At 51.0% G+C, this 20,395-nt stretch carries 17 protein-coding genes; 11 read left to right on the forward strand and 6 right to left on the reverse strand.

Features of this window, described 5'->3' with window-relative positions; all coding sequences use genetic code 11:
* Positions 1 to 21: 21 nt before the first annotated feature.
* Entirely contained in the window at positions 22 to 1,188 is a 1,167-nt protein-coding gene (locus IPN95_11655; protein ID MBK9450037.1) for a class I SAM-dependent rRNA methyltransferase, read from the forward strand.
* A 322-nt stretch (positions 1,189 to 1,510) separates the two neighbouring features.
* Here IPN95_11655 and IPN95_11660 read toward each other — a convergent pair whose 3' ends face one another.
* The 3 genes from IPN95_11660 to IPN95_11670 all read right to left on the reverse strand — a co-directional run bounded on the left by IPN95_11660 (position 1,511) and on the right by IPN95_11670 (position 4,845).
* Positions 1,511 to 1,765, reverse strand: coding sequence for a hypothetical protein (locus IPN95_11660; GenBank protein ID MBK9450038.1), 255 nt, complete (start codon positions 1,763 to 1,765; stop codon positions 1,511 to 1,513).
* An 89-nt stretch (positions 1,766 to 1,854) separates the two neighbouring features.
* Positions 1,855 to 3,435, reverse strand: coding sequence for a hypothetical protein (locus IPN95_11665; protein MBK9450039.1), 1,581 nt, complete (start codon positions 3,433 to 3,435; stop codon positions 1,855 to 1,857).
* Between the two features lie 12 nt (positions 3,436 to 3,447).
* The gene (locus IPN95_11670; protein ID MBK9450040.1) at positions 3,448 to 4,845 is read right to left on the reverse strand and encodes a hypothetical protein; all 1,398 of its coding nucleotides are present in this window, start codon (positions 4,843 to 4,845) and stop codon (positions 3,448 to 3,450) included.
* Positions 4,846 to 4,981: 136 nt separating this feature from the next.
* On the opposite strand from IPN95_11670, the gene IPN95_11675 reads away from it, so the two are divergent.
* Complete coding sequence (locus IPN95_11675; GenBank protein ID MBK9450041.1) at positions 4,982 to 6,460, forward strand: proline--tRNA ligase; 1,479 nt, start codon at positions 4,982 to 4,984, stop codon at positions 6,458 to 6,460.
* A gap of 72 nt (positions 6,461 to 6,532) precedes the next feature.
* On the opposite strand, the gene IPN95_11680 is transcribed toward IPN95_11675, so the two are convergent.
* Both IPN95_11680 and IPN95_11685 read right to left on the reverse strand, forming a co-directional pair.
* The gene (locus IPN95_11680) at positions 6,533 to 7,756 is read right to left on the reverse strand and encodes a T9SS type A sorting domain-containing protein (GenBank protein MBK9450042.1); all 1,224 of its coding nucleotides are present in this window, start codon (positions 7,754 to 7,756) and stop codon (positions 6,533 to 6,535) included.
* Positions 7,716 to 8,810 carry a DUF5060 domain-containing protein gene (locus IPN95_11685; GenBank protein MBK9450043.1) on the reverse strand — a complete coding sequence of 365 codons (1,095 nt, stop codon included), beginning with the start codon at positions 8,808 to 8,810 and terminating at the stop codon, positions 7,716 to 7,718. Before IPN95_11685 ends, IPN95_11680 begins: the two co-directional genes overlap by 41 nt.
* Positions 8,811 to 9,219: 409 nt before the next feature.
* Between IPN95_11685 and IPN95_11690 the strand changes: the two genes are divergently transcribed.
* The 6 genes from IPN95_11690 (at position 9,220) to purB (ending at position 15,715) form a co-directional block, all read left to right on the forward strand.
* Complete coding sequence (locus IPN95_11690; GenBank protein ID MBK9450044.1) at positions 9,220 to 10,146, forward strand: hypothetical protein; 927 nt, start codon at positions 9,220 to 9,222, stop codon at positions 10,144 to 10,146.
* 16 nt (positions 10,147 to 10,162) lie between these two features.
* The gene (locus IPN95_11695; protein ID MBK9450045.1) at positions 10,163 to 11,170 is read left to right on the forward strand and encodes a Nif3-like dinuclear metal center hexameric protein; all 1,008 of its coding nucleotides are present in this window, start codon (positions 10,163 to 10,165) and stop codon (positions 11,168 to 11,170) included.
* A gap of 4 nt (positions 11,171 to 11,174) precedes the next feature.
* Positions 11,175 to 11,933 carry a hypothetical protein gene (locus IPN95_11700; GenBank protein MBK9450046.1) on the forward strand — a complete coding sequence of 253 codons (759 nt, stop codon included), beginning with the start codon at positions 11,175 to 11,177 and terminating at the stop codon, positions 11,931 to 11,933.
* Positions 11,934 to 12,033: 100 nt separating this feature from the next.
* Positions 12,034 to 13,518 carry a DUF3808 domain-containing protein gene (locus IPN95_11705; protein ID MBK9450047.1) on the forward strand — a complete coding sequence of 495 codons (1,485 nt, stop codon included), beginning with the start codon at positions 12,034 to 12,036 and terminating at the stop codon, positions 13,516 to 13,518.
* Between the two features lie 143 nt (positions 13,519 to 13,661).
* A complete protein-coding gene (locus tag IPN95_11710; GenBank protein MBK9450048.1) occupies positions 13,662 to 14,249 on the forward strand; it encodes a hypothetical protein in 588 nt (195 codons plus the stop codon).
* 104 nt (positions 14,250 to 14,353) lie between these two features.
* The gene (purB, locus tag IPN95_11715) at positions 14,354 to 15,715 is read left to right on the forward strand and encodes an adenylosuccinate lyase (GenBank protein MBK9450049.1); all 1,362 of its coding nucleotides are present in this window, start codon (positions 14,354 to 14,356) and stop codon (positions 15,713 to 15,715) included.
* 39 nt (positions 15,716 to 15,754) lie between these two features.
* Here purB and IPN95_11720 read toward each other — a convergent pair whose 3' ends face one another.
* Positions 15,755 to 17,242 (reverse strand): O-antigen ligase family protein, encoded by a 1,488-nt coding sequence (locus IPN95_11720; protein ID MBK9450050.1) that lies wholly within the window; start codon positions 17,240 to 17,242, stop codon positions 15,755 to 15,757.
* Positions 17,243 to 17,372: 130 nt separating this feature from the next.
* Here IPN95_11720 and IPN95_11725 point away from each other — a divergent pair, with 130 nt between their 5' ends.
* Genes IPN95_11725 through IPN95_11735 form a run of 3 tightly spaced genes read left to right on the forward strand, consistent with a single transcriptional unit; the run spans position 17,373 to position 20,375 of the window.
* Entirely contained in the window at positions 17,373 to 18,758 is a 1,386-nt protein-coding gene (locus IPN95_11725; protein MBK9450051.1) for a polysaccharide biosynthesis C-terminal domain-containing protein, read from the forward strand.
* Positions 18,742 to 19,875 carry a glycosyltransferase family 4 protein gene (locus IPN95_11730; protein MBK9450052.1) on the forward strand — a complete coding sequence of 378 codons (1,134 nt, stop codon included), beginning with the start codon at positions 18,742 to 18,744 and terminating at the stop codon, positions 19,873 to 19,875. The genes IPN95_11725 and IPN95_11730 overlap by 17 nt, the downstream gene beginning before the upstream one ends.
* A gap of 41 nt (positions 19,876 to 19,916) precedes the next feature.
* The gene (locus IPN95_11735) at positions 19,917 to 20,375 is read left to right on the forward strand and encodes a hypothetical protein (protein ID MBK9450053.1); all 459 of its coding nucleotides are present in this window, start codon (positions 19,917 to 19,919) and stop codon (positions 20,373 to 20,375) included.
* The last annotated feature ends 20 nt before the right edge of the window (positions 20,376 to 20,395 follow it).

Raw genomic sequence — 20,395 nt, forward strand, 5'->3', positions numbered from 1 at the left:
ACCTGTGGCGCGGCCAATGCAATGAACTATCCCCAACTCGTGCTCAAATCGGGGCGTGACCGCGCCGTGCGTAACCGCCATCCGTGGATCTTTTCCGGGGCAGTCAAGGAACGGCCCGCCAAGGTCGGCGAAGGTGAAATCGTGGCGGTTTGCACCAATGACGGAGAGGTCTTGGGTCTCGGCCATTATGCCCCGCAATCGACTTTGATCTGCCGTCTTTTCCATTTCGGGAAGGACGAGGTCACGATCGATGCCGAATTTTGGCATCGTAAATTGCTGGCTGCCTGGACCTACCGTACCAAGGTACTGGATTTGCAAACGACAACGGGATACCGTTTGGTGCACGCCGAAGGCGATAGCCTGCCGGGCATTGTCATCGATATCTATGGCGATGCGGCTTCGGTGCAACTACGTACCCTTGGAACTGCCAAACTCGCCCCGGTGATCACGCAATTCCTTGAAAACCATCTCGGTATTGCGCATATCTATCTACGGACCGAAACCAAGGAGGAGGGCGAGGGCAAATGGATCAAAGGGGAAGAGGCCGAGCGAACCTTCACCGAGAACGGCGTTTCCTTTTACGTGGACATCGCAACGGGGCAGAAGACAGGCTTTTTCCTGGATCAGCGCGACAACAAGACCCTCCTGAAAAGCATGGCCAAGGGCCGCCGAGTGCTCAATGCATTTTCCTACAGCGGTGCATTTTCCGTTTATGCCTTGGCGGGCGGCGCCGTTTCCGTGGATTCCGTCGATATTTCTGCCTCTGCTGCCGAATTGGCGACCCGCAATGTTATGCTCAATTTTGGGGAGAACGAAAACCATTCGGCCATCAAGGCGGATGCGTTCAAGTTTTTGGCCGAAATGGAAAAGGACAAATATGACTTGATCATTTTGGATCCGCCTGCTTTTACAAAGCATATTTCGACCGTGCAAAAGGCCGCGCGCGGCTACAAGGAGATCAATTTGAAGGCCATGCAACGCATCGCCCCGGGCGGATTGTTGTTTACCTATTCCTGCTCCCAGCACATTTCAACGGACCTCTTTCGGAAGATCGTTTTTGGAGCAGCTGCGGATGCGGGACGCGAAGTGCGCATTGTGCATCAAATGACCCAAGCACCGGACCATCCGGTGAGCATTTACCACCCGGAAGGGGAGTACCTCAAGGGGCTTTGCCTCTATGTGGAATAGGATAGGAACCTAGCCTGCGGATGTCTCTCTGATTGGAAATCCAAGCGGAAATTGCACCCGAGTTGGATTCGCAAATTCATCATGATTCTGACGAATCGCCTCAAAGTGGTGCAAAAATTTTTGCACCATGTCAAGGGCAAGCCGCCGGCGGGCGAAGGGTACCGACATTTATTCGACCGAACTTTGTCGGAGAACTGATTGTCGCATACCCATTTTTCCCGTGGAACAACATCGCGGTAGCTTGCCCTTGAAAGTGCATCATGCTTTGATCCTGAAATAATCTACGCTTCACTTGATCGAATCGGCTTGCTGTTGGACACAGCTAGTCGACCATATAGGCAGCTTCTTCTGGCAGCCTGATCGAATAGATAATCTTGCGCACCGTGTCAAATTGCAGGTAGGGATAAGCCTCCAACAAGGCATCAATCGCTTCCTGTGACTTCAGGCCACGCCTGCGCATCATTTTGTACTCGCGTTTGATCTCGAAATCACGCAATACTTTGCGGTTGATCAGATTGAGATCAAGCAAGACACGAAACAGATCATCGGGCAAGATCTGACGAATCGGATTACTCATTTTAATACCCTCCTTTAATGTTCTTGTGTACTGAAACTAAAGGTAGAGATCAGTCATAAAACCTTTTAATTAGCTAAAACCACTATTTTCTAAAAGGTAAATCCTATCGTCATATAAATATTGTTCGCAGAAATTCTATTAATCAACTCCGGAGAATAGGCCGACAAATCTTGCAGTGTATAGAGCAATCTTCGGTCTGCCGACGTCTCATGTGTAAATGCAAGGTCAATATAGAAGGATTTTTTCTTGATTCCAAGTCCCAGCGAAAAAAGTTGCTTTCCGCCCTTCAAACTTTTGATGGTGTTGTCGGGATATTCGTAGTAGTTCAGGAATTCCTTTTTGAGGATCGGGCTGTAAAACCCAAAGCCGGCACGTGCACGGCCTGGTCCGAAACGCAATTCGCCTCCCGCCCTAAAATTGTAGGCACCCGCAAACAAATCTCGAATCGCCTGATTCTCGTCCCGGAAAGCATAATAATAGGAGCTGCCCAACTTTGCACTGGACTTGAATTTTGCCGTCGTATAGTCGGTGTAGTCAAAATCCGCAGAAACGAATCCACGCTTGCCAAACAAGGCCATTCCACCCAGCGTGACTTTAAAAGGTGTCGTAAGGTTGTAGCTGAAAGCGCCGTCAGGAACTTCGTCCTTCTGCCGGGGATTGAGATCGCCATCAATGTAGCCCACGATTTCGCTGTAGTAGCGGTCGGTCATGTTGATGAGTGTCGGGGTTGTGACGCTGAGTCCCACCCGCAAAAAGTCCAAGGGTTTGGCAATCACTCCCAAACGCAAATTCAGGCCCGATCCCGTGGTGGAAAAACCATTTGTAAAGGTCGAGGATGTATAAGGTGTACTGTCATTGGCCCAGGTGTTGTGGACGTTGTTGATGTCAGCCTCTTCGAATACCATTTCGGTCTGATAACGAAGGTCTTGAATGCCAACCGTTCCCCCGAAATAAAGCAGGTCATTGACGTTTGCTGCGAATCCAACCGACCATTCGTTGGTGCGGCCGATTTCTGCGATAGTCAAGGTCTGCTGCACCTGACCGCCATTGGCGGCGCCTATGTAGTTGCCATCCTGCCCCGAGGTATCGATGGCATACGCCCACCAGGCTTGGCCGGCATAGCCGTCATCTACGTCCATTTCAGCGGCTGTCGACCCATTGGCGAGCGCGGCGAAATATTGCGTGATGCTATTTTGCGAATTGTACGCCGAAACTTCGGTGGATCTCCCGAGTTGTGCCGTTTGGTTGAATCCCAAGGAAAATGCGTAGGACTTCAATCCCTTTTCGGCTTCTTCCCGGGTACGCGTTGCGCGGTTCCATTTCGCAACGCGATCCGAATAAACATAGCCCATGTTGCTGAATCCGAATCGGCTGTAGCCTGTGGTGGCCGTCTGATCCAGATACGTGCTTTTATTGGAGATAATCCGCATGGCAGGCGTGACCATGAATTCACTGCTGCGGTACAGCGCCAATCCTGCCGGATTTAAGGTTCCTGCTGAAAAATCCGCTCCAACGGCCGAAAAAGCCCCTGCAAGTCCCAAGGACCTTGCCGTTCCAATCGGTCCCGGTGACATGTACCGGAAAGCATCAAGCTCATTTTGTGCAAACACAGTTGAGCCAACGCAGAGCATTGCAAGGGTAAACCCTATGGCCTTTCGCCTCAAATTCATGGACATAGTCGGTTATCTAGGCCTTGAGCTGCCGCCACCACTGTTGCTGGGTCGGCTACTTCCACCATTGGATGGGCTTGGAGCCGAGAATGTTGGTGTTGGCCTTGAAGGTGCTGATTCATAGCTCCTTGAAGGAGTGGAGTACGTGTCATTCCGCGGACGGCTATAGCTGTCATTTGCTGGACGGGAATTGCCGTTGTCGTTGCGAGGCGCACTGTAATTGCCCTCATTTGCAGGACGGGAATTGCCGTTGTCGTTGCGGGGAGTGCTGTAATTGCCATTCGTCGTCGGCCTTGAATTGCCGTTGATGTAACGCGGCGTACTGTTGTTTTCGTTGACTGCCGGACGGGTGGAGCCGTTGTCACGTGGACTGCTGTATTCCTCCGTATTGGTAGGACGGGTCACATTGCCAGTGTTGGGCTGGGAATAGGTTGGGCGATCCACACCCTGCGAATTGCGTCCAGTTTCCGCGTTGCCTGCATTGGCTTTGATGGCTGCCTTGTTGTTCAAATCCCCTACCGGACGGCTAGGGGTGGTGACCACAGGATAATTGCCTTGATAGGGGCGTACCGATCTTGGATTCAAAACCGGCTGATTGCCAGGACGGCCAGAAGTATTCAGGCTGCTTGGATTGTTGCGCGGGCCTACGGAAGTGCTAGCAGTACTCGTTCCGTTGCCAAAATTGGTGCCGCCACCATAGTAACCGGGCGCACCACACCAACCGTTTCCGTAGGCATTGCCTCCGAATCCACCATAACCACCGCCATAATAGTTGCTGTAGCCACCGTAGCCACCGCCATATCCATAGCCGCTATAGCCAAAGTTGGAGTAGGAGCCGTAGCCGATAGACCAACCGTTTCCATACCAAGGTTGGTTGAAATAGTATTGCGAAGGATAAAAGGCATAACCGGGTTGGCCCCAGCCTGATGTCCATGCATAACTTGGACCATTATAATAGTAGGGATCGTACCACCATGGGCTGTTGTTGTAATACGACCAAGTGGGGGTTCCAATGGCGTAGTAGGGGTCATAGGAATAATAGGGATCGTAGTAATTCCAGCTATTGCTGTTGAAGCGACGTACCTGACGTGAGTAATAATAGTCGTCGTCGGCATACGGGTCCCTGTCATAGGCGCCTTCGGTTTCGCCATTTTTGGCAGCGAGACCTTGGTCGTAACTGCCGGATGCGGAACGCGTATTGTCGTTTTCCTCGGCTGATGCGGGCTCATCTGGAATGGCAGCCTCCGCGAGGGCACGCGACCTTTCAGATGCAGCTTGATCTGCACGGCGGTCGTCACGGTTGTAATAAACGTCATCCACCTCGCCACCTGCTGTTGCAATCCTCGTTCCGGTGCAACCTGTAAGTGCCATGAATGCAACGGCAACTGCTGTCAAAATGCGCGTTTTCATAACCCTTCCCTCATTTAATATTTTCACGATTCTACGATTCTCTCTAAATTTGGCGCTCTTCACGCTCCTGTGCCCAAAAATACACAATCGGCACTTAAGAGTAAAAGTAAGCAAAAATTATACCATATATCCTTTTATGTCCCAGAAGCTTCCTACCCGCGCCGAAGACTATTCACAGTGGTACATTGAAATCGTAAAACGTGCCGAATTGGCACAAAATTCGCCCACGAGGGGTTGTATGGTCATCCGGCCGTATGGATACAGCATCTGGGAAAAAATGCAGGCGCAGTTGGACGGAATGTTCAAGGAAACAGGACACGTCAATGCCTACTTTCCTTTGTTGATCCCGAAATCGTTCCTCAGCAAGGAGGCACAGCATGTCGAGGGATTTGCCATGGAATGCGCCGTCGTGACCCACCACCGCCTCCGCCGCAACGCGGCTGGCACGGGTGTCGAAGTCGATCCTGAAGCCAAGCTCGAAGAAGAATACATCATCCGCCCAACCTCGGAAACGATCATTTGGGATACCTACCGCGACTGGATTCAATCCTACCGCGACCTGCCGTTGCTCATCAACCAATGGGCCAACGTCATGCGCTGGGAAATGAAACCACGTCTGTTCCTCCGCACCGCCGAATTTCTCTGGCAAGAAGGCCATACCGCCCATGCCACCGCCGAAGAAGCCGTCGAGGAAACCATGAAGATGCTGGACGTCTATACCAAGTTTGCCGAGGAATTCCTCGCCATTCCGGTCATCCGTGGCCTCAAGCCTGAGCACGAGAAGTTTCCAGGCGCCGTCGACACCTACTGTATCGAGGCGATGATGCAGGATGGCAAGGCTTTGCAAGCCGGTACAAGCCACTTCCTCGGGCAAAACTTTGCCAAGGCATTCGACGTCACCTTCCTCGACCAAGCCAACCAACGCGACCACGTTTGGGCGACCTCTTGGGGCGTTTCCACCCGTTTGGTCGGCGCGTTGATCATGGCGCACAGCGATGACGACGGCCTCGTGCTGCCTCCGACCGTGGCACCTTACCAAGTTGTGATCGTTCCATTGGCCAACAAGCCCGAGGAAAAAGAATTGGTCGCCAAAGCCGTCAAAAATCTGGAGGCACACCTCAAGGATCACGGCATCCGCGTCAAGGTCGACGACGATGACAGCAAACGTCCAGGCTGGAAATTTGCCGAATGGGAGCTCAAGGGCGTGCCCGTGCGCATCGTCTTGGGTGCACGTGACCTCCAAAACAAAGTATTGGAAGTCGCCCGCCGCGACACCAAAACCAAGGAAAGCGTCCCGATGGAAGGTTCGCTCACCTATATCCAGAATCTGCTCGCAGACATCCAAAAGAGCCTTTTCGAACGTGCCAAGGCACATCGCGCAGCCAATATGCACCGCGTCGATGACTTCGCACGTTTCAAGGAGATCATCGACAGTGAGGCTGGCGGATTTGCTTTTGCGCACTGGGATGGCACCCGCGAGACAGCCGAGGCGATCAAAGAGGAAACGAAAGCGACGATTCGCTGCATTCCTTTGGACGGCGACAAGGAGGAAGGGGTTTGTGTCTACTCCGGCAAGCCCTCCACGCAGCGGGTCATTTTTGCAAAGGCGTATTGATTGTATTCTTTCCTAGGTTTGGGCTTGTCGTTTCTTCTGCGGAAGCGATAAGCCCAAGTTTTTTATTGAGAATCAAAGTTTTACGATCAGTTTGGAGTGCTGTTCTTTTCCGGATGCGAGTGTCAGCAGGTAAATGCCCGCAGCAAAGTCTTCAAGATCGATTGAAAAGGTCGGGTTTTCCGGGACCACTTCGATTTCGTTTTCCATGACCTTGCTGCCCAAAATGGAGTAAACCGAATACTTCCAACGGGATTTTGAATCATGCTTGATCGTGACATTGAAGTTGCCATTGCTTGGATTGGGGTGAACGAAGAGGGAGGGCTCGCCGGAAATGAAGGTCGCGGTGAATGCCGCATCTGCCCAAGTTGAGGTTCGGAGCTCGACAGGCATGGTGATTTTAAGTCCATCTTCCCCTGATGCGATCTCAGTCGAAAGATACATTGCCCCCGTCTGCGTGTCATACCAATTGACCCGATAAAGGCCTCTACGTGTGACCGGAAACGTCCCGAAATGTTCATTTGAACTGATTGGCGGGCGATCTTGGCTGGCCCAGGTATTGAGGTAGTTGTGTTGGTAGCCTCTCCACAACCTAAAAAAAGTGAAACTTGTATCCTGAACCCAGCCGTAGATTTGATCATGGACGTTGTCCATCAGGTATTCCCATTTCAGGCCGTTTTCAAACGAACGATGGGGTGCATTGAGGGCGGATAACGGAGGCAATATTTTCGAGTAGGCACTTACGCCAATGTATTGATTCAGCGCATTGTTGCCCAATACCTCGACTTCATGCGCCCAAACCGAATGAAGCCCCATCGAGCCATTGAACAACCCTGCCCAAACTAGATTGTGCATCTCGTAGTAATTTGAGTCGAATGATACATGCGCCGCAGTCCATCCCATCTCCATAATTGCAACCGGTTTGTTGTGCTTCAAGTTTAATTGATAGACAACATCAGCAAATGAGTACTCACCCGGCTGCATCCATTCCGTCGAATTGGGAGGCCCGTAGTCGAAATACCAATGGATATTGACAAAATCCATCTTGTCATTGATCAAATCACCCAGGATCGTGTCTCCCGGATTCCCAAGTCCAACGCTAATGAGATGTTGGTTTGGATCCACACTTTTGAGGTAATCGTACATCGTGGATGCCCAGTTGCTGTAAATCTCTGGAACATTGGAAGGCCGAGGGGCATAATGCGGATGCAAATCGTTCATGTACCGTTCGGGATCGGAAGCCATTTCATCGATCAGCTCAAATGCCATCAAATTCGTGCAGTATCCCCAACGACTCACGATGTACCGGAATAGCTTTTTTTGCTGGCTGATCGACTCTGGATGCGAGAAAAATTCGTATTTGCTCTTGCATGGACCAACCTTGTCGGGGGAAGTTGGCCGATACCTCGCATCCTCGTAGAAATAGTAGGGGTTGTAGAGCGAGAAACATCCATAACCGGTTCCTGAAACTGGAATTCCTTGCGAATTCGTATCTGGAATGTACACCATTGCTTGGGTAACAGGGTCCACATAGTAGTAACTTCCGGGGATCCACGAAGTCAGCTGCAGCCCATAAAGCGAGGTTGATATTCACTCCCTTTTCCTTGGCATAGTCCATCACCTCGTCAAGCTGCCATGCATCGTGCTGATTGTAATAGCTGTAAAAAGTCTTTTGAAGCACAAAATCCCTGCCGGTGAGGCTGAGTCCTTCATAAAAGTTCAATTCGAATCGATTGTAGGTCACGCCATTGGCCGCCATGCCGTCCATGTAGTGTTTGGCAATGTTGGTTCCTTTTTCTGTGCCATTGCTACTGGCGCGCCAGGGTGCGACTAACCACCAAGGGTAGGAATCCCCGATCGGGAAATAGGGATCTCCTGAATCGTATTTCAGATACCGATTGTTCGCAGCAGAAATGAATCCCTTCTCGTCGGTAGGCGTGACCTCAAAGGTGAAGTGGTTGGTCATTGGCTCAGTCGTGGTTCCACTCGAATCCCGAGCAGTCATTGAAAACGTCCAATGACCAGTTTCATGAGGTGAAAAGCGGAATTTCCAATGGTTCCCACCCGTCGGGACCAAGATTTCGTTGGAAGTCGCAGCACCATCGTCGGTTTTCAAGTAGCCTTCGTAGTAGAAACCAAAGACTTTGGACACTTTTCCCGACGGGGAGACAAATTCGGCCCAACAATCAATTTCATCATAGTCATAGGGGTTGTTGTAGGTCCCAAGGTCAAAGCTGATTTCGAATTTCTGGTACTTTCCAATCGTGTTGGGAAAGACGATATTGCTGATACTTGGAGCAGCACAAACGACACTCCAGTTCAGTAGGACGCAAAAAGGCAGTAAGTATCTCATTCTCATGATCTGTGGCGAAGATGTTGTAAATCAAAAATAGGCTATTTCCCGTTGCGCTCGTAGGGGTCCTCGGGAATTGGATCGATTTCGACTTCTCCCGTTTGAAGTTCATGATTAACTTTGCAGCCTGAAATCCAATTGGAAAAGTTTAGTGAGAGGGGGGGGGGGGAGAGGAGGGGGGGCTAAGGGAGCAGGGGGGCAGAGGGGGGGGGGGGGCGCAGTTCCGAGAGAACGAAGCCGCCGGCAAGGCGGAAGGCTTGACGGCGCCGAAGAACAGAGACGAAGAAAGGGAGAAATCCAATTGGAAATTCATGATTTGTTGGCATTTGCAAAGCAGAGCGAATTTATTTCTGGCTTTCCGTCGGATTTTGGGTGTCAATCATTCGTAAAACTGAAGTTAAAGTATAAGATGAAACTTACATTTCTTTGTAGCTCGGCCCTGTTGATGTTGCTGCTATTCTCTTGTGAATCCGGGAAGTCTGGCAACACAAACGATGGAACAGATTCAGTCAAAACCGACACCGTGGTGGTTGCACCTGAGCCGGTAGCACCCATCTACAACTCCCCGGAAGGTGCCGTGAGCGATGGCGAATTCCTCTACGTCTCCAACCTCGGTGTCGAACGCGCACCCTCCGTCAAAGACGGTGACGGCCGCATCATGAAACTGAACATGGAGGCCAATGACTGGCTCGACAAAGACAAGTGGGCAGCCCTTAAACTCGATGCACCCAAAGGAATGGGCGTGATCGGTCGCACACTGTATGTGACGGATATTGATCGCGTTGTAGCGATTGATCTGGACAAGGTCGAGCAAAAAGGCGTTGTCGATTTTTCGAGCGTCAAGACCTCCTTCCTCAATGACATTGCCGTCATGAACGACAGCACGCTGTTGGTCAGCGGCACGGACGTGAATGCGATCTTCAAGGTGAATGTGAACACCATGGCATTCGAAAAGATGAAAACCGGCAAGCTCAATGGCCCCAATGGTCTGGTCTATTCCAGCGAAGACGGCAAGATCTACTGTGTCGAATACGGTTCCAAGGCCAATGCAGCAGGACGCATCCTCGCCATTGATGCCAACTCGGGTGCGATCAAGCAAATCGGCGAACATACCGGCGGGCTCGACGGTCTCGCCATGAATTCCGACGGCGGGTTGCTGTTCACCGACTGGAACATCGCCCACCTTGCCAAAGTCGGCATGGACAATGGCAGCAAAGTGACCGAGCTGAGTGACAGCATCCAAGGACCTGCCGATTTTTACTTCGACCTGAAAACGAAGCGCAAGTATGTTCCCGCCATGCTCGAGGATACCTTGCACATCGTCACCGTCGAATAATCCGATTCGTAGGCAAATGAAAATCAAAGACATCGCGCGGGCTATCGAGGAATTCGCCCCGGCATCGTTGGCGGAATCTTACGACAATGTGGGCCTGCTTGTCGGCGATCCAAATGCCGAGGCGACCGGCGTGCTCATCAACCTTGATGTCACGGAGGAGCTGATCGACGAGGCTGTCGAAGCGGGTATCAATATCATCGTCACGCACCATCCGATTTGGTTCACGGGAATCAAGCGGCTGATCGGAGACAATTATGTGAGCCGGATCATCCTCAAAGCCATTCGTGAAAACGTGGCCTTGTATGCTTGCCATACCAATCTTGACAATGTGCAAGACGGCGTCAACCGCATGATCGGTGAGCGAATGGGCATTGAAAACATGCGCATTCTCAGCACCAAACGCGAGCAATTGCTCAAATTGGTGTTTTATGGCCATGCCGAGGAACTTGCGATCCTCTCCGATGCGGTGTTTGCAGCAGGTGCACGCGACCTTCGCACCACGGATGTGGGTCGGCAAGGACGTGTCGAATGCATCATGCCAAGCTATCGGAAAGGGGCAATTTTGAACGCCTTGCGCGCTGCACATCTTGGCCAAGAGCTTGTTTATCACGTCTTGCCCACCTTGGATACTGACAGTGAAACGGGTTCCGGAATGATCGGAATGCTCCCTGAGCCCATCTCCAAGCCGGATTTTCTGGCAATGGTCAAGGAGCGGTTTGGCTGCGGCGCGATCCGATACGCAGATGCAGGCATCGAAAAGGTACAACGTGTTGCTTGGTGCGGCGGCGCGGGCAGTTTCTTGATTTCGAATGCGATTTCAGCTGGCGCGGACGCTTTTATCACCGGCGACATTACTTATCACAAGTTTTTTGACAGTGAGGGCCGGATTTTGCTGCTCGACATCGGGCATTTCGAATCCGAACAGTTTACTTCAAATCTTTTGCATAGCTATTTGTCAGAAACTTTTCCTACTTTTGCGGTTCGTTTGTCTAGAATAGTCACCAATCCAGTTAAGTACTGCTGAGCCTATGGACGGTATTGTTGAAAAATTGAGAGCATTGGCAAAGCTCCAATGGGTGGATTCCCAGCTTGATAAGATCATCGTTTTGCGTGGCTCCTTGCCAGAGGAAGTCGATGACTTGGAATTTGAAATCCAAGGTTTGGAAGGCAAAAAGGGCAAAATTGAAGAAGACATTGCCGAGTTGCAGGTAGAAATCCTGAAGCGCAATGGCAACATCAAAGATTTTGGTGCCCAGATTCGCAAGTATGAGGAGCAACTCAACACGGTCAAAAACAGCCGTGAGTACGAGGCGCTTACCAAAGAGGTGGAATACGCCAATTTGGAGATCTTGACTTCTGAAAAGAAGATCAACCAACTCAAGGATCAAATCGAGCAGAAGAATACGTTGTTGTCTGACACACAGGCGCAAGTAGATGAGCGCAGCAACGACCTTCGTGAGAAGCAAAAGGAGCTGGAAATCATCATCAAGGAAACTGAGATGGAAGAAGCCCGTCTCCGTGACGAAAGTGATGAAGCGAGCAAGCTCGTCGACAAGCGTATCCACGATGCCTACGGCAAAATTCGCCGCAACATGCGCAACGGTTTGGCGATCGTATCGACCGACCGCGACGCTTGCGGGGGTTGCTTTGCGATCATTCCTCCACAGACACAGTTGGAGATTCGCCAGAAAAAGAAATTGCTCTTCTGCGAAAACTGTGGCCGCATGTTGGTGGACCAGAGCTTTTTCTCAGAATTTGAAGAAGCACATACCGTTGAGCACGTTTAATGTGCTTGAGGCGTGATGCTGATCAAGAAAATACAAGGCGTTCCTTTTCGGGAACGTCTTTTTTTTCATCCATGGCAGGGTTTTTGAACGTGTGAGGGAAATGCGGAAATGCTTTTCATTGCTGCTGTTGTTGCTGTCGACTTCGCTTTCCTTGTGGTCGCAGTCCGCGCGTAGCCTTGAAATTGAAACCGCCATCGGAAATTTGGAGCTTGACAAAGCGACCGCGCTCACGTTTCAAGAACCAACCGACAAACTGCGGCTATATTATCAGACCCGCATCCTGTTTATCCGCTATTTGGTCAATGAGGATGCTGCCCGTTTGAATGCTTTTTTGGAGCAAAGCAAACGCGCCTTGGATGTTACCCAAAAGTTATCCAACACCGATCCGGAGCGGGATATGATCGCTGCCGAATTGTTTTTCCTACGTGGTGCGGTCAAGGCCATGGACAAGAAAAACGTTGGTGCCGCCTTGGAACTCAAGAATGCTTGCACACTGATTTATCGCAACAGTCAGCGATTTCCTGAAAACCGCGAACAACTCAAGCTTTTGGGCATTTTTAATGTCGCCATGAGCGCCATTCCCAAGAAACTCAAGTGGCTGGGCAGCGTACTTTGCTTTTCCGGGAATCTGAATTTGGGGATTCGCCAACTGGAAATTGCCGCCAAGGAAAGCAAATTGTTACCGCAGGAGGCCGTGGTGATGCTCTTCTATTTCGAAAAGAACATGCTCGGCAAGTCAGTGGAGGCAGTCGCCCGCGCCAAAAGAATGGTGGAATCAAGCCCCAATAGTATGATTGCCAACTACTTGTTGCTTTCCGGTTACCTCGAAACCCGGCAAAGTGATGCAGCTGTGAATTTGATCCAGACCAAGGAGCCCGTTTTGATGGGAAATCCGGAGGTGGAAAAACTCCCGATTTGGTACTATTCGCGCGCTAAAGTCCATTTTTTCAGGCTGGAATATGACGAATGCATCCGTCAGATGGACAAGTTTCTGGGCATATACCACGGAAAAACGCTTTATGCCGACGCCCTGTATAAAAAAGCCATGTCGCTCGCATTGAGTGGAAGGTACGAGGCTGCACGCCCGGTTTTTCACAAGCTCACGCAAGCCGAAGGTTCAAGCTTCGATGTCGATGAATATGCACTTTCCCAGGCGGCGATTTATTTGTTGCGACAGCCCACCGATACCGAGAAACAGTTGTATTCCGCAAGAAATCTCTTTGACGGCGGTTATTATTTGCGTTCGATAAAATTGTTGATGCCCATCGAGGAACGTGAGGAGACCTGTTCAGAAAACGACCGTTGCGAACTTTGGTACCGTCTTGGCCGAAATTGGCAGGAATTGGATTCTACACGCCTTGCCCGTGGGTGTTACCTCACATGTTGCGCAACAAATCCAGGACGCAGCCTTTGGATGAAAGCTTACGCCCATTACTACCTTGGCAAGCTCGAGGAGGAAGCCAAAGACTTTGCTGGAGCAAGACGGGAATATCAAATCGCGCTGAGTTATGACAACTATGACTATCAGGCGGGGCTCGAACAAAAGTGCAAGGCTGCACTCGAACAGCTCAAAGGGAAAAAGTAGACCTTGGTCATTTCCCCTATATCACTGATAGCCATCCATCTATAAAATAACGAAACGTCTTGGATTAACCATTTACCCATTTGGCTAATTCAAAACTACCTGCCTTGGTGGTGTTTCCGTAAATTTGCATTCGGAATTAGTGTATGAGAAAAGTTGTTTACCTATTTGCGCTCGCGTTGCTTGTACTGTTAAGTGCTTGTTCCCGCGATCAAATGCTTCCGCCGCGCACAGTGGAAGTCGAAGGTAGCTATTCCATTTCCATTCCAGCGAATTTCAAACCTTGTAATGATCTCCATGACTTTGCAACCTTGCAATACGCCGACGAACGTGAAGGCTATTTTTTGATCGGCATTGAGGAACCCAAGTCCAGCATGGAGACGCTTAAAGTCGAATATTCACTGGCCGATTATTCCGATTTCGTGGAAACGACCGTTGGTGGAGTTTATGATTCGATGTTGGTGACGGCGCGTGATACCTTGATGGTCAATGGAATTCGTTGCCAAACGGCTGATTTGCTCACATACATCCAATCAGACGAGGCCCCATTGGAGGTATATTACCGCCTTGCCGTTTTTGAGTCCGAAAATCGATTTTATCAACTCATCGGTTGGACGCAAGCTGATCAGCGCCCCACCTTGATGGCAGCTTCGCAAGCCATCGAACAATCCTTTCAGGAGTGCTCCGATTCCAAGGTCGAATCCCAGACCGCTTCAGCAGCCAAGTTGCGCTGAGTTTTTTCCTGAATTCATGTTTCCATCCGCCAAAATGGCTTCTTAAATGATGCCGCTTTGCCCTCAATTGTTATCTTTGCCCTTTCCCTAAAATGGCGATTCCCATGCAATTGGAAGCACTCACAGCAATTTCCCCGATCGACGGCCGGTACCACCACAAGACCCGCGAACTCGCAGCTTATTTCTCCGAAATGGGCTTCATTCGATACAAGGTCAAAGTGGAGGTCGAATACTTCATTGCGCTCTGTGAGGCAGGTATTCCAGCGCTTGCTGCGATTACCGAAGACGATTATGATGCCATGCGGATCCTGTACAGGGAATTCAGCTTGGACGATGCGCGCCGTGTCAAAGAAATTGAAGTGGTGACCAACCACGACGTGAAGGCCGTCGAATACTTCTTGAAGGAAAAATTTGCGACGATTTCTCCCGTTTTGGATCAAGCCAAGGAATACCTTCATTTTGGCCTGACTTCGCAAGACATCAACAATACCGCGATTCCGATGATGTTGCGGGATGCGATGTACGACCAAATGTTGCCCGGATTTCGGGATGTGCTGAAGCGTTTGGAGGCCTTGGCGGAGGAATGGAAGGACATTCCGATGCTCGCGCGCACGCATGGACAGCCCGCATCGCCAACCTTGCTCGCCAAGGAAATCATGGTTTTCCATGCGCGCCTCAGCGACCACGTCAACGAACTCGCGCAGCAAAATTATCCTGGCAAATTCGGCGGGGCGACGGGCAACTTCAATGCGCACTTTGTCGCTTTTCCTGAAACCGATTGGCACGACTTTGCGGGCAAATTCCTAGCCAAGACCTTGGGATTGCGCCGGAGCCGCCCCACGACACAAATCGATCATTATGACGGCATCAGCCGCATCTTCGACAACCTGAAGCGCATCAATACCATCCTGATCGACCTTTCGCAGGATGCTTGGCTGTATGTGAGCCTCGATTATTTCAAGCAGAAGGTCGTCGCGACCGAGGTTGGCAGCAGCGCCATGCCCCACAAGGTCAATCCGATTGATTTTGAAAATGCCGAAGGCAATCTCGGCGTTTCCTCGACCTTGCTCGAATTCATGAGCCGCAAATTGCCCGTTTCACGCCTGCAACGCGACCTCACGGACAGCACGGTGTTGCGCAATGCCGGCACCGCCTTGGCGCATACTTGGCTGGCCCTGCAATCCCTGCTCAAGGGGCTGAGCAAGCTCGAGGTGAACCGCGCCATGATCGCTTCAGACCTGGAGGCTAATTGGGCTGTGGTCGCTGAAGCCATCCAAACCATTCTTCGTCGCGAAAATTATCCCAATCCCTACGAAGCCCTCAAAGCCCTCACCCGCGGCAAAGGCAAGCTCGATGAATCCGCTATAGCTGCGTTTATCGAAGGCTTGGAAGTCAGCGATGCGATCAAAGCCGAGTTGCGGGCAATCAGGCCGGAGAATTATTTTGGTCGGGGGGATTGGCGGTAAGGGATTCGCGCCAAGCATTGTCTTGAGAAATGCCGCGGATCAGGCGCTCTTGAAACCAACACCTTCCTGAATCATTCCCTTTTCCTTGGGAAGATAATGGACATCCAAGGCGGTGATCATGGCCATCAGCGCCAAAAAGGTGCCGCCGACTTTGTCTTGATCCATGAAGTTGTTCACGAAGGCATGAATGATGTACGTGAGTAGCCCGAAGGTGCAGGCGAGGTAAAGCAATCGTGTATTGCGCTTCGCGGCAAGGTTATAGCCTCTCAGGCCACGGAAAAAGGGAATTGCAAAGAAGAATGTGAGAATGACGGCACTTGGCCATCCGTTTTCGGAGAGGGCAAGGAGGAATTCATTGTGGGCCGTACCATTGTCGCCGCGGTTGGTGCTCACCATCGTGCGGGAGCGTGCCTTTTGAAAGTTTCCGTACTGAAACGAGTAGGTTCCAGGGCCAAATCCGAAATTGGGGCGTTCCAGAAACATTTGCCAAGCACAGTACCAACGGTTGATGCGCTCGCGGTTGCTGTCGTCCGTGCGGAAGTTGGTGACCGAGGCAATGTGTTCGGTGAAATTTTTGCGGGAAACTGCCTTGTTCCGCCCGCTGCTTGTGCCTTGATTGGCGTACCAGACAAAAGTGCCGACCAACATGCCGAGCATCATGACGGGCAAGAGGAAACGACGCGCCCATTTTCCAAGAAGTACGACGCCCAGCATCAGCAAGGCCGCGACACAACTTGCCCAAGCTCCGCGGGAGTAGGAAAAAAACAAGGCAAGCGCGAATACAAGCAATCCTGCACGTGCCACCCAACGTTCACGGTTTTTAAATTCGCCGCCAAACGCCAGCAACACCAAGATCGGAACCCACATCGCGGTAAACGCTCCAAATACCGTATGGTCCACAAAAAATGGCCCCGGATTGAAGCGAAGGCCGAAAGGATTGCGTCCGGTGGACAAAAACAGCATCATGATCGTGCCAAATGCCAGCGTAAAGGCCACAACAATCAATTGCAGAAAACGAAAAATCGTCTTCGAATCCTTGAAAAGCAGCAACGGCATCATGAAAAAGCAGCCGATCATCCACACACTCGCTACCACATATTTCCAGGAAACAACAGGCATTGACGAGGGAACCGCCGCAAAGACAAGCCAAAGCAATTGAAGGCCCACCACGATCGGGATCGGATGTCCGCGGTAGGCAGCGAAAATTCCAGGCTCCGAAATCATTTTGATCAACAGCAAACCGAGCAGGATGATGGCCAAAAAGTCAGTCGGAAAGGTGACACCGGCGATTTTTCCAAAAAACTCCGCATCCGTGATGGAAAGCGGCATCAGGAAGATCGTCAAGTACCAGAGCCATTTGTAGTTGACAAATGAAAAGTAGGCGAATATGACGGCGAGGGGAACCCCAAAAAGGAGGAAGTTGTAGGTCTTGGTCGCATACCAGATCACGAACATGAAAAGCACGGAAAACACGAAAAAGTAAATTCTCGCTTTGTGCTGTTGTACCAATTGAACCAGTGCTGCCATCTTCGGGGCGCTAAGTTATCAAAAAAACGCAGTAGATTTGGCCCTTTGGCGGTGTTAAAAATCTTACACCCCAACCTGCAAGGCCATTCGAAGTCTGTTTCAAAATATCAGCCTGGCTGTATTGCTCAACTTGCTGATCAAGACGGCTTGGATCTTGACCAACAATTTGGTCCAAGACCGCATCGGCCATGCCGAATTCGGCCTCTATTTGGCACTTTACTCCTTTGGATTCCTGTTTTTGGCGGTTGCCGACATGGGCATCAACCAATACACGACCAAAACACTCGCCGCACAACCCGACCTGCTCAAAAAGCTTTTTCCCAGCCTGATCAGCCTCAAAGTCGTGCTTTCCGCGGTCTATCCGTTTTTTATGATCGGTGCCGGATGGCTGATCGGTTACCGCGGTCACGAATTGTTCCTCCTTTTCGTGCTGTGTTTGGTACACGGCATGTTGCAGCTCAATTTCTTCTTCCGGGCCAATTTTCAAGCTTTCCAGAAGTTTAAATTCGATGCATTTGCCTCGGTTTTGGACCGAATCGTGATGTTGGGCATTGTGTTGGCCTTGTTGGCGACGAAAATCGACTTGCAAGGATACATTTACGCCTACTTGGCTTCGGCGGCGGTCACCATGGTCGTGCTGTTTGGCTTTATGGTGCGCATCTTCGGGTGGATGCGCCCGCGTTGGGAGGCAGCTTCCATCCGGGAATTGCTCAAACTGAGCTTTCCATTCGCTTTGATCACGATTCTGTATTCGATCAATGACAAAGTCGATCAGGTGCTCATCGAACGTTTGATCGGCGGCGATGCGGGCAAGCATGAAACGGGCCTTTACGGCGGTGCCTACCGCTGGGTGGATACGACGATGATGTACCTCTGGACGGTCTTGCCGATCTTCTTCGCGAAGTTTGCCCACCATGTCCACGACCAAAAGGCTTTGAGTCGATTGCTGGCTTTCGGGCAGCCGATTGCCGCGATTCCGATGCTGTTTGCAGGCGTTTTCGGGCTGATTTACGGCGAAAAGCTGCTTTTTCAGTTTACCCACAGCACACCTGAGGACATTGCCACGATGACCACCTGCTTGCGAATTCTCTTCGTGGCTGTCTTGGTCAATGGCATTTTCGCCATTTACAGCACCCTTCTCACGAGTACCAACCATGAGAAGTTTGTCAGCAGGATGATCGCCGTGAGCATCGTCTTCAACATCACCCTCAACTGCATTTTTATCCCCGAATATGGTGCAATTGCCGCAGCTTGGAACACGGTGTTGAGTTTTTCATTCCTCTCCGTGAGTTATGTCTGGTATATCCACTTCAAAATGCCGATTCGCTTCCCCATCGAAATGTTGGTGAAATTGATCGTCGTAGGGGGCATTTTTGGTGGCGCCTTCTGGGGAATGACCTTCACACCGCTGCCTTGGTGGCTCAATTCCGGGTTGGCGGGCTTGTTTTTGCTCGCTTTGGCCTATTTTGCAGGATTGTTCAAGACGAAAACGGAAGACGATGCCCAAGCCGCTTAAACATGTCGCGGTCAATACCCGCCTGCTGCTCAACAAAAATCTGGAAGGTATCGGCCGGTTCAGTGACGAAATCCTGAAGCGCCTCGTGCGCAGCCATCCCGATGTGCAGTTTTCCTTTTTCTTTGACCGCGACTTTGATCCGCAGTTTGTCTATGGGCCCAATGTGACGGCCTACAAGCTGTTTCCGCCTGCGCGGCATCCGTTTTTGTTCATTGCTTTCTTCGAATACGCCGTCGCCCGCAAGCTTGCCCAACTCAAGCCGGACGTGTTTTTCAGCCCCGATGGCTACCTTTCCCTGCGTAGCAACGTGCCGCAAGTTCCTGTTTTCCATGACCTTGCATTCGAGCATTTTCCGCAGGATGTCAAACCCTTGGAAGCGTGGCATTACCGCAAATATTTCCCGAAATACGCCCACAAAGCCCGCCGCATCCTGACCGTGAGCGAAGCCTCCAAGCAAGACATCATCGATTGCTACAAGGTTCCCGCATCCAAAATCGAGGTCGTGAGCAATGCCTGTGACGAACGCTTTCGACCAAGTTCGCCCGCCGAAATCAAGGAAACCCGCGATCGCTACGCAGACGGACACGCTTACTTCCATTGTGTGGGTGCGATTCAGCCAAGGAAAAATCTCGATCGCCTCATCGCAGCCTTTGACCTGTTCAAGCAGGAGTCCGGTTCGACCATGAAATTGTTGGTCGTCGGCCGCAAAGCCTGGAACTTCGAGAAAGTTATCCACAGCTATTCACAGGCAAAATTCAAGGACGATATCGTCTTCACGGGCTTCATTTCTGACGAGGAATTGGTGCGCGTGCACGGTGCAAGCACCGGACTTTGTTATGTGCCTTATTTTGAGGGATTTGGAATTCCTTTGGTGGAGGCGATGGCCTGTGAGACGCCGATCATCTGCAGCAATGTCAGTGCAATGCCCGGTGTAGTCGGTGATGCGGCATTGATGGTCGATCCTTTGGATGTCAAATCCATTGCAAATGGCCTTGCGACGCTGGCAAATTCGCCGCAATTGGCGTCCGAACTTGTGGACAAGGGGCGGGTCAGAAAGCCACTTTATACATGGGAAGGCTCTGCGGAGCGGGTTTGGAATGTCTTGAGTGATCTTTAATTTTCCAGAAATGCGGCTCTCGGCGGGTTGCATTCGAAGGCATGAGGGATCAGAATCCAGTATTTTCAACATCGATCGAATTGGCGGGTAGCAAGGTTTATTACCGTGTCGAAGACCAGTGGATCAACTTCAACGTTTCCCAAATTCAGCTGATTGGCGAATTTTCAGCCCCTCCCGGAGTCTTGGCTGCGGATTATTTTTTCAGTTTCAAACTCCGCGAAGCCGGCGGTCCCATCGATGTCCCAGCCTATACCGACGGCCTCTTTCAAGTTTTGGCAGGATTGAAAAAAATGCTCCCAGGACTTGGAAGCCCTGTTTTGCAGATGGAAACCGACTTTAACAGCAATGTCCTCTATCCCGCCCACGTAGCAGGCCAACGCTTGTACAATTTCCGCTCGGAGGTCAGTCCAGTGTTTGATTTTCCCGTGCTGCGCAATTGGGCCAAAAAGCAAGTCGTCGTCAAGCACATCCGGCAAGAGGTGTTGGATTTGGTGTATTGAGGCCCTCGAGCCCGCCGCTT

The organism is Bacteroidota bacterium (assembly GCA_016718825.1).
Classification (GTDB): Bacteria; Bacteroidota; Bacteroidia; order J057; family JADKCL01; genus JADKCL01.